Annotated in this window: 3 protein-coding genes and 3 pseudogenes; 3 read left to right on the forward strand and 3 right to left on the reverse strand. The window is 59.9% G+C overall.

What is annotated here, in order from left to right; genetic code table 11:
• Positions 1–74: 74 nt before the first annotated feature.
• A pseudogene (locus JCM25143_RS18370) lies at positions 75–2365 on the reverse strand (TonB-dependent receptor).
• Between the two features lie 154 nt (positions 2366–2519).
• Positions 2520–3291, reverse strand: a pseudogene (locus JCM25143_RS18375) (SDR family oxidoreductase).
• Positions 3292–3407: 116 nt separating this feature from the next.
• Here JCM25143_RS18375 and JCM25143_RS18380 point away from each other — a divergent pair.
• The 3 genes and pseudogenes from JCM25143_RS18380 (at position 3408) to JCM25143_RS09370 (ending at position 7637) form a co-directional block, all read left to right on the forward strand.
• Positions 3408–4317: pseudogene (locus JCM25143_RS18380) on the forward strand (LysR family transcriptional regulator).
• 68 nt (positions 4318–4385) lie between these two features.
• A complete protein-coding gene (locus JCM25143_RS09365) occupies positions 4386–6236 on the forward strand; it encodes a Na+/H+ antiporter (RefSeq protein WP_025860923.1) in 1851 nt (616 codons plus the stop codon).
• Between the two features lie 216 nt (positions 6237–6452).
• Positions 6453–7637, forward strand: coding sequence for a methyl-accepting chemotaxis protein (locus JCM25143_RS09370; protein ID WP_025860924.1), 1185 nt, complete (start codon positions 6453–6455; stop codon positions 7635–7637).
• Positions 7638–7646: 9 nt separating this feature from the next.
• Here JCM25143_RS09370 and JCM25143_RS18385 read toward each other — a convergent pair.
• A partial coding sequence (locus JCM25143_RS18385) for a hypothetical protein (protein WP_035370876.1) occupies positions 7647–7826 on the reverse strand: 180 nt, incomplete at its 5' end.

Consider the following 7826-nt stretch of genomic DNA (forward strand, 5'->3'; position numbering starts at 1 on the left):
CGCAAGCGCAAGATGAAGGGCTAAACGGTTTGCCTCTGTACTGCCCGCCGGAATGGGCAGCACAGAGGGTAAAATCAGAACCCCTGAGAAATACCACACAGAATGGTGCGGCGCAGACCGTACTGGGGAGCGCCCACCCCGATACCGCTGCCATCGCGGAGCTGATAGGCGTGATCGCCCAGATTGATCACATCCAGACGCAGTTGCGTATCGCCTTTCCAGCGGCTGCCAAACGTGTTGCGAATGGTCTGCACGGCGGAAAAATTGACTGTGGCATAAGGAGAGACAGCCAGACCGTTGGGGATGGTCAGATCCGCGTTAACCTCATCATCTTTCCGCAGCCCGGAGCCATAAACCAGCGTTGCGGACAGACGCAGCGGAAAGCGCGTGGTGTGGAAGAACGCATAGGCCGCCCCGGCGGAGGCCGTCCAGCGCTGGTCGTGATCGAGATGTACCCAGTGGTTCTGGATATAGCTCAGATCAGCAGGCGAGAAGTTGAACTGCGCGCTGGTGATGTCTTTGCCAATGGCGCGCGACCACGCGAAGTTTCCATAAAGAGAGAGTGGGCCATGGTCGTAGGAAACGGCGACTTCGTAACCGTTCACCTGTCCTTTGCGGTAGTTGAAGCCGCTCAGGATAATGGGGGCACCGAACTGCCCTTCGTCGATCATGTTTTTAGCAAGTTTGTAATAGGCATCAAACGATACCCTTAGGCCCGGCAGGATGGTCTGCTCGATCCCGGCATCGAAATAATGATCGCGCTCGGCTTTAACCGTATTGTTGCCGGTGCTGGCGGCAGCGGCACTGGTGTTGCTGAAACGGGCGATGGACGCACCGCTGACAACTTCAAACGGAGGCGGGGTGAAATAGCGCGAATAGCCAGCATGGAGTGCTGCCCCTTTCCAGGGTTTCCAGACTACGTTGATACGCGGGCTGACCTGATTTTCTGATGTATATTCGCTGACCCCGTCAAAACGCAGGCCGTAATTGATGGTCAGGTTATGCAGGACACGCCATTCGTCCTGTGCATACAGGCCGTAGATCATGCCGGTTTTGCCGCTGCCATCAAGGATGGTGCGCGGGTTGGCCATATCGTAAACGCCGCTGTCCTCACCAATTTCGTTGAAGACTGTGGATGAGGTCTTGGACACGTTGCGTTCGACAAAAACCTGAAACCCGAAGCGCACTGTGTGATCCCGTGCGGCGCGCCATGTGACATCATGCTGCGTGCCGGTGGAAAAAACCGAGCGGGCTGCACGCTGGGCTATGCCCAGATAGTTTAGATCGCCCACCGGGTCGGGCGAGTAGCGCAGGCTGCTGTAACGGGTGAATACGGAGTCCTGAAGGCTGAAAGCCCCGATTTCTTTCTGCAGGGACAGAACGGCAAAATCCGTTATCTGCTTTTGATGTTCGTTAAGCGTGCCACTGTCAGGCAGGTTGGAGGGCGGGGTGTAATTACCACTCCACTGTCCCGGAAGCTGGCCCGGATTATTGGGGAGCTGGTATTCCGCATTGGAAACACCAGCAATCAGGCTGATGCGGGTGTCTTCATCCACGGTGTAGCGTAGGTGGCCGAGGAAGTGGTACTGGTTGCTCAGATCATGCTGGGCATTGAAGTTTGGCACGGTGTTTTCAATACCGGTGCGGTCATGCACGAAATCCGCGGTTGCAAAGAAATCCCACTTTCCTTCATGAAAACCGTATTGTGCGGAAGGGAAAAAGTAATCCCGCGCGCCACCGTAAACCGAGACATTGCCGCCCGGATTGGTGGTGCCGTTCTTGGTGGTAATATCCACAACCCCTGCCTGCAGGAAACCGAACTGGCTGGGCAGCGCCCCCGTGGTGAGAGACATGTGATCGGCAAAGCGGGTCATGAGTGCCTGACCGAACACGCTCAGTCCTTCGGGCAACTGCACGCCATCAAGCGGAACTGCACTTCGTTATGGTCGCCACGGACATGGATCTGGCCATAGCTGTCCTGCGCTACGCCGGGAGCCTGCAAAAGCACCTGATTAAGCGGGGCGTTATCGCCACCGGGGATAGTTTCAAGGTCTTTGCGGCTGAATGTGCGCACAGTCGCCCCTGTCGAGGGGGACAGGGCAATGCGCTGCTGGTCCAGATGCGCGGTAACAATGACCTGCTCGGCCTCGTGCGGGGTGCGTCCGACAATATGGACCGTGCTCTGGCGGGCCGGAGTGTCTGTTTTCGTGGTGGGTGTGCTTGCAGCCGTGGTGGTGCTGGCTTTCAGAGGCGTGGGCGAAACCGGCGTGGTGTCCTGAGCCTGTGTCTGAGCATGGGTTTTGGTAAGGGGCAGCCCGGCCAGAACGGAGGAGCAGAGCAGAAGGCGCGGAATGCGGCGTAGCATGATGTAAGGCGATCCTGGCTGGAGTGAGTTCCTGCACAGGGATATATGTTACAATATAACATAACAATTATTTTTTGCGCTAAAACGCATGTCAGGCACGCGCTCCATGCGGGAGTTGCGTGCCTGTTGCAATATTGTCGCAGTTTGGGAGAGGCTATTTGGTGGTGTAGCCGCCATTGAGCAGAATGGTCTGGCCGGTCATCCACCAGCCTTCGGACACGATAAAGCGGATATAGGGGGCAATATCCTCGATTTCGGTCAGGCCACTGGGGCTGAAGGCCGAAAGGGCGGCGGCAGTCTTGTGGTAAGCCACGGCCTCGGGGGCTTCCTGTCCGTAAAAGAATGGTGTGTCCATTGGGCCGGGGCCGATGGCGTTGACCGAAATGCCCCGTGCGCCAAACTCCTTCGACGCCGCGCGGGTAAAATGTTCCACGGCAGCCTTGGCCCCCGCATAGGTGGCATAGAACGGCGTATAGGCACCCAGCAGCGAGGTAACGAGTGTCAGCAGCTTGCCATTATCGTTCAGGTGTCGCCCGGCCTCGCGGATAAACTGAAAGGCTACGCGGGTATTAACCGCAAACATGGCCTCGTATTCCTCATCCGTTGTGTCGAGTATAGGCTTTTTTAGAACTTTACCACAGTGTTGATGGCAATGTCGGGGGCTCCGGCGCGGGCGTTGCCTCCGTAAACAGGGTGGCAACTGCGCCGGGCTGGGTCAGGTCGGCCTGAAGGGCAAAGCCGCGCGCACCGGTTTGTTCGATCTCGCGCACGGTGTCCTGTGCGGCCTGAGCATCTGCTGCATTATGATAATGGATGACAATGCGCGCAGCCTCATGGGCTGACAGGTCGCGCGCTACAAGTCGGCCAAGGTTTTTGGCGCCACCGGCTATCAGAACCGTTTTGCCGTGCAGGGAATGGTTCACCATTGTTGTCTGTCCTGTTGAGTTCCGTTCCCTTTCACCATATCAGTCAGAAAAATCTGATAAATAAGCGTGTTCTGACATGATATGTCAGAAATAACGAACAATAGGGCAGGGCGGGTATGGACCGTGTAGATCTGTTGCGGGTGTTTACCTGTGTGGTGGATATGGCCAGCTTTACTCGGGCGGCCCGCATGCTCGATATGCCGCGCTCCAGCGTTTCCGCCGCCATACGTGAGCTGGAGGAGCGACTGGGGGCGCGGCTTTTAACTCGCACAACACGCAGCGTAACCCCCACCCCCGATGGTGAGGCGTTTTATGCCCATGCGCAGCGTCTGGTCATGGATATGGAGGAGGCCGAATCCCTGTTTCGGCCGGGGGCCGCGGGTGTGCGTGGCATGTTGCGCGTCAACCTGCCTGCCCGTCTGGGGCGGCTGGTGGTGGCCCCGGCTTTGCCGGATTTTCTGGCCGCACACCCAGCCATGCAGATCACGCTTGGCATGACGGACAGACCCATCAACCTGACGGGGGATGGGGTGGACTGTGCTGCGGGTTGGGGCCCTGCGGTCATCCGCTCTGGTGGCGCGGCCCATGGGGGAACTGACACTGGTGAATGTGGCAAGCCCTGCCTATCTGGCCCGCCACGGTGTGCCGCAGCATCCTCAGACCCTCGCGGCGGAAGGGCATGAGGCGGTGCTTTATGCCTCTGTCACACTCGGGCGGGTTGAGCCGTGGGAATGGGTGGATGCAGGCGGCATACAACTGGCCGAATTGCCGGGCCGCGTAACGGTGGACTGCTCTGAAGCCCAGATCGCCTGCTGTCTGGCCGGGCTCGGGCTTATACAGGTGCCGTTATACGATGTGCGGGCGCATCTGGCGGCGGGTGAGTTGGTGGAGGTGCTGCCCCACTGGCGCGCAGCCCCCATGCCCATGGCCCTGCTTTACCCGCACCGCAGGCACCTATCCGCGCGGTTGCGTGTTTTTGCCGACTGGCTACACGGGGTTTTGTCCTGCCATGTGCTGGGCACCTGACGGCACTGCCTGATTCGGGGCGCGTGGCTCTTGCATCCACCGGCGGATACGGCCAAGCACAAGCTGTTATGCTGACTGTCCAGACCGTTCTTTTGCTGTTGTGGCTTGCCGCGTTCAGCAGTCTTGTGGCGACTGCGTGCCGCCAGAAGGTTCCCCAGCCCATCATCCTGATCGTGCTGGGGGTCGGGGCGGCGCTATGCGGGCTGCATATCGGTATCCGGCCCGAACTGTTCATGTTCGTGTTCCTGCCCCCGCTCCTGTTTGCAGATGCGTTTCGCATGCCGCTGCGTGAATTCAGGGAAATGCGGCGGGCCATTCTGTTTCTGGCCTTTGGGCTGGTTATCATGAACACGATCGTGTGCGGGTACATTATTCACTGGATACTGCCGGTATTCAGTCTGCCCGTGTGTTTTACCCTTGCAGCCGCCCTATCGCCTACCGATACGGTGGCGGTGTCCAGCCTTTTGCAGGGCCGCCGGGTGCCCGGGCGGCTTTTGCAACTACTCTCGGGCGAAGCCCTGTTTAACGATGCCTCGGGGCTGGTGTGTTTCCGCTTTGCCATGGCGGATGCCATGACGGGCGAATTTTCCTACAGGCAGGCTTTTGGCACGTTCATTCTGGTAGCTTTCGGGGGGCTGTTTATTGGCGCGTTGGTTGCGTGGGTGGCCTCGCGCATCAACCATGAGCTGATCCGCCGCAAGCTGGATGAGGCCCGCTCCCAGATCGTGCTTGTGCTGCTGCTGCCTTTTGCCATGTATGCGGCGGCCGAGGCAGCGGGCTGTTCGGGCATTCTGGCGGCGGTGGCAGGGTGCATGATTCTCAAGCTGTCCGGCTCGGTGGAAGAAGCCGCGACCATGACCCGCCTGCAGGCCAACACGGTGTGGAACATTGTCAGCTATGTCTTCAATGCGCTGATCTTCCTGTTCCTTGGCCTGCAACTGCCCTCACTTGTCATGAGTGCGCGCGATCTGGCGCAGGCGCATAATGCGGCCTTCTGGCAGTATGGCGTGCTGGTTGTTGAAGTATACGGCGCCATGGTGGTCATGCGGCTGTTCGGGCTTTTGCTGTGCGAGGCCGGGCGCTGGGCGGGGGCGCGGCTTAATCACATGCCGTATGAGCGCACGGGGTTTGCAGCCAATATGCTGCTGACCCTCGCTGGCGTGCGTGGTGCCGTTACGTTGGCGGCGGTGCTGTCTTTGCCCATGGGGCTGGATGGTACGCCGGAATTCCCCGGGCGTGAAAGTGTGGTGGTGATAGCAGCAGGGGTTATCATTCTCTCGCTGCTCTGCGCTGGCGTGGGGATTCCTTTCTGCCTGCGGTTTATCCCGCCGGAACTGGTGGACAAGAATGCGCAGGAAGAAAACCTCGCCCGCCAGAAGCTTATCCGCGCGGCACTGGGCGTGCTGCGTAAGGTGCATGATGCCGCCGTGGTGGAGGCTCCCGCGGCTGCTGCCCCGCCTTCTCCCGCGCCGGTCGGGGCGGTTGTACCTGCCCAGCCGGTACAGGCAGTTGCCCAGCCAGTAGAAGGGCCTCCGGCACGACCTGCCTCTCCCACACTGCCCGCTAAGGCGGATGCGGCAGCGGCGCAGGATACGCCCGCTTCCCCCGGCCTGTCGGAGGAAGACTGCCAGCTGCGGCGCGAGGTTTCTGACAGGCTGATCCAGCTTTACGAATGTCGGCTGGATGAAGAAGATGCCACCCCGCGTATCGGCGTGGAAGACCGGCGGAGTGCCGTGCGGCATGCCCGGCTTGATCTGGCGTTGCGCCTGCAGGTGCTCCGCATGGAGCGGCAGGTCATGCACCAGATGGTGACCCGGCGTGAAATCAACGACCAGACGGAATGGAAGCTCCAGCAGGAGTTGGATTACGAGGAGCAGGTCATCCGCTACCAGTCCCTGCGCCTGCCCCGCGAAGACTAGCTCCGCATGGGGGCGGGTGATTGGCCATCCGGTTGGCAGAACCGTTTAATTGCTTGTGCTTCATAGGGTGCTGTTTCCATCGGAATACCGGCGGGGGGGTTATTATTCCGCTTTCGTTTCGAAATAATCCGCGATAGCCTGCCGGGGATACCGGTTCGGCAGGCGGGCAGGCAGCAGACACGCACGGGTGCTGCCGCGGATTAAGGAGAAACTGTTTTGGGCGAAACCATGATACGGAGCGGTGCTCGCGGTGTGTCGTCCGGCAATACGGAGCGGGGTGCGAGCACCATACAGCGCGTAAAATCCATGGTAACCGGGCTGGAGCGGCGGTTTGAGGAAATCGCGTCCATGGCGGATGTGATCAATCAGGTGGCCAAGCATACCAAGCTGCTGTCGTTCAATGCGACTATCGAAGCCACACGGGCGGGAGAAAGCGGGCGGGGCTTTTCGGTCGTGGCAACGGAAGTCCGTACACTGGCCGAACGTACGGCCAGTGCCACGGCGGATATCAATCGCATACTGCCCAGTGTTAAACGTGAAATTACCGAAGCCGTGCACGATGTGGAGCGCGAGGAGGCTGGCGCGCTCATGCAGGCCGCTGTCAGTCTGGCTGGGCTTGAAGCCGCGCGGATCGAGGCGTGGTTCCAGCGTATTGCTACCCTGCTGGATGCGCTGCGCCATACGCTCAGCGGGTTGCGGCGAACCAGTTCCCCCCTGTCACGCACCGTTTTTGATGCGGTGATGACGGAGTTTTTAGAAAACAACCCAAGCCTTCTGGGTATTTTCTGCGGCATGGAGCCTGATGCGTTTGACGGGCGCGATGCCGAACACGCCAATACGCCCGGCACGGATGCAACGGGGCGCTATATTTCCTACTGGCACCGCGAGGGCGGGCGGATCATTCTTGAACCGTTGCTGGGATACGATATTCCCGGCCAGAACGCCTATTACGATATGCCGCGCCGCGCAGGCACAAGCGTTATGCTGGAACCTTACGATTACCCCATAGGCGGGCGGATTGTAAAAGTGACATCGCTGGTGCTTCCCCTCGTGTGGGACGGACGTTTCGTTGGCGTGCTGGGGGCAGATTTTCTGCTCGATGAACTACAGGCCGGATTGGCTGACCGTAAACCGTTCGGTAGCGGTAGCCTGATGCTGCTGTCCCATGCGGGGGTGTATGCCACCCACCCTGATGCAGCTCTCATTGGCCATGAGGCGACAGACCTGCCGCTGAACGCGCGGCAGGCTATCACGCAGGGGCAGTCGCATAACTACAGGGATGCAGCAGGCATTGTCCGTATCCTGCATCCACTCCGGCTGGGGGTGGCGGATCAGTCGTGGTCGCTCATGCTGGAGTTTGACATGCACCGGGTTCTCAATGGCATGGGCATGCAGGTATAACCCACAGGTTCAGGGCCTGTCCTGCTCGGCAAGGAGGGCAATGCCCGGCGTAATGCGCTGGATCAGGTCGCCTGTTGGCTGGCGTGCATGCGTGACGACATGAATACTGGCCGAGGCGGCAATATCGGCCTGTGCCGTATCGAGAGCCGCCCGGGCCTGTTCCCGCCAGCCGGGGGGGCGGCCCTGCCC

The sequence above is a fragment of the Acetobacter papayae JCM 25143 genome, from assembly GCF_000613285.1.
GTDB lineage: Bacteria > Pseudomonadota > Alphaproteobacteria > Acetobacterales > Acetobacteraceae > Acetobacter > Acetobacter papayae.

Bases quoted from the DNA above. Each gene is read 5' to 3' on its own strand.
- JCM25143_RS09365 (WP_025860923.1), top strand. From the start codon at position 4,386: ATGCTGACTGTCCAGACCGTTCTTTTGCTGTTGTGGCTTGCCGCGTTC.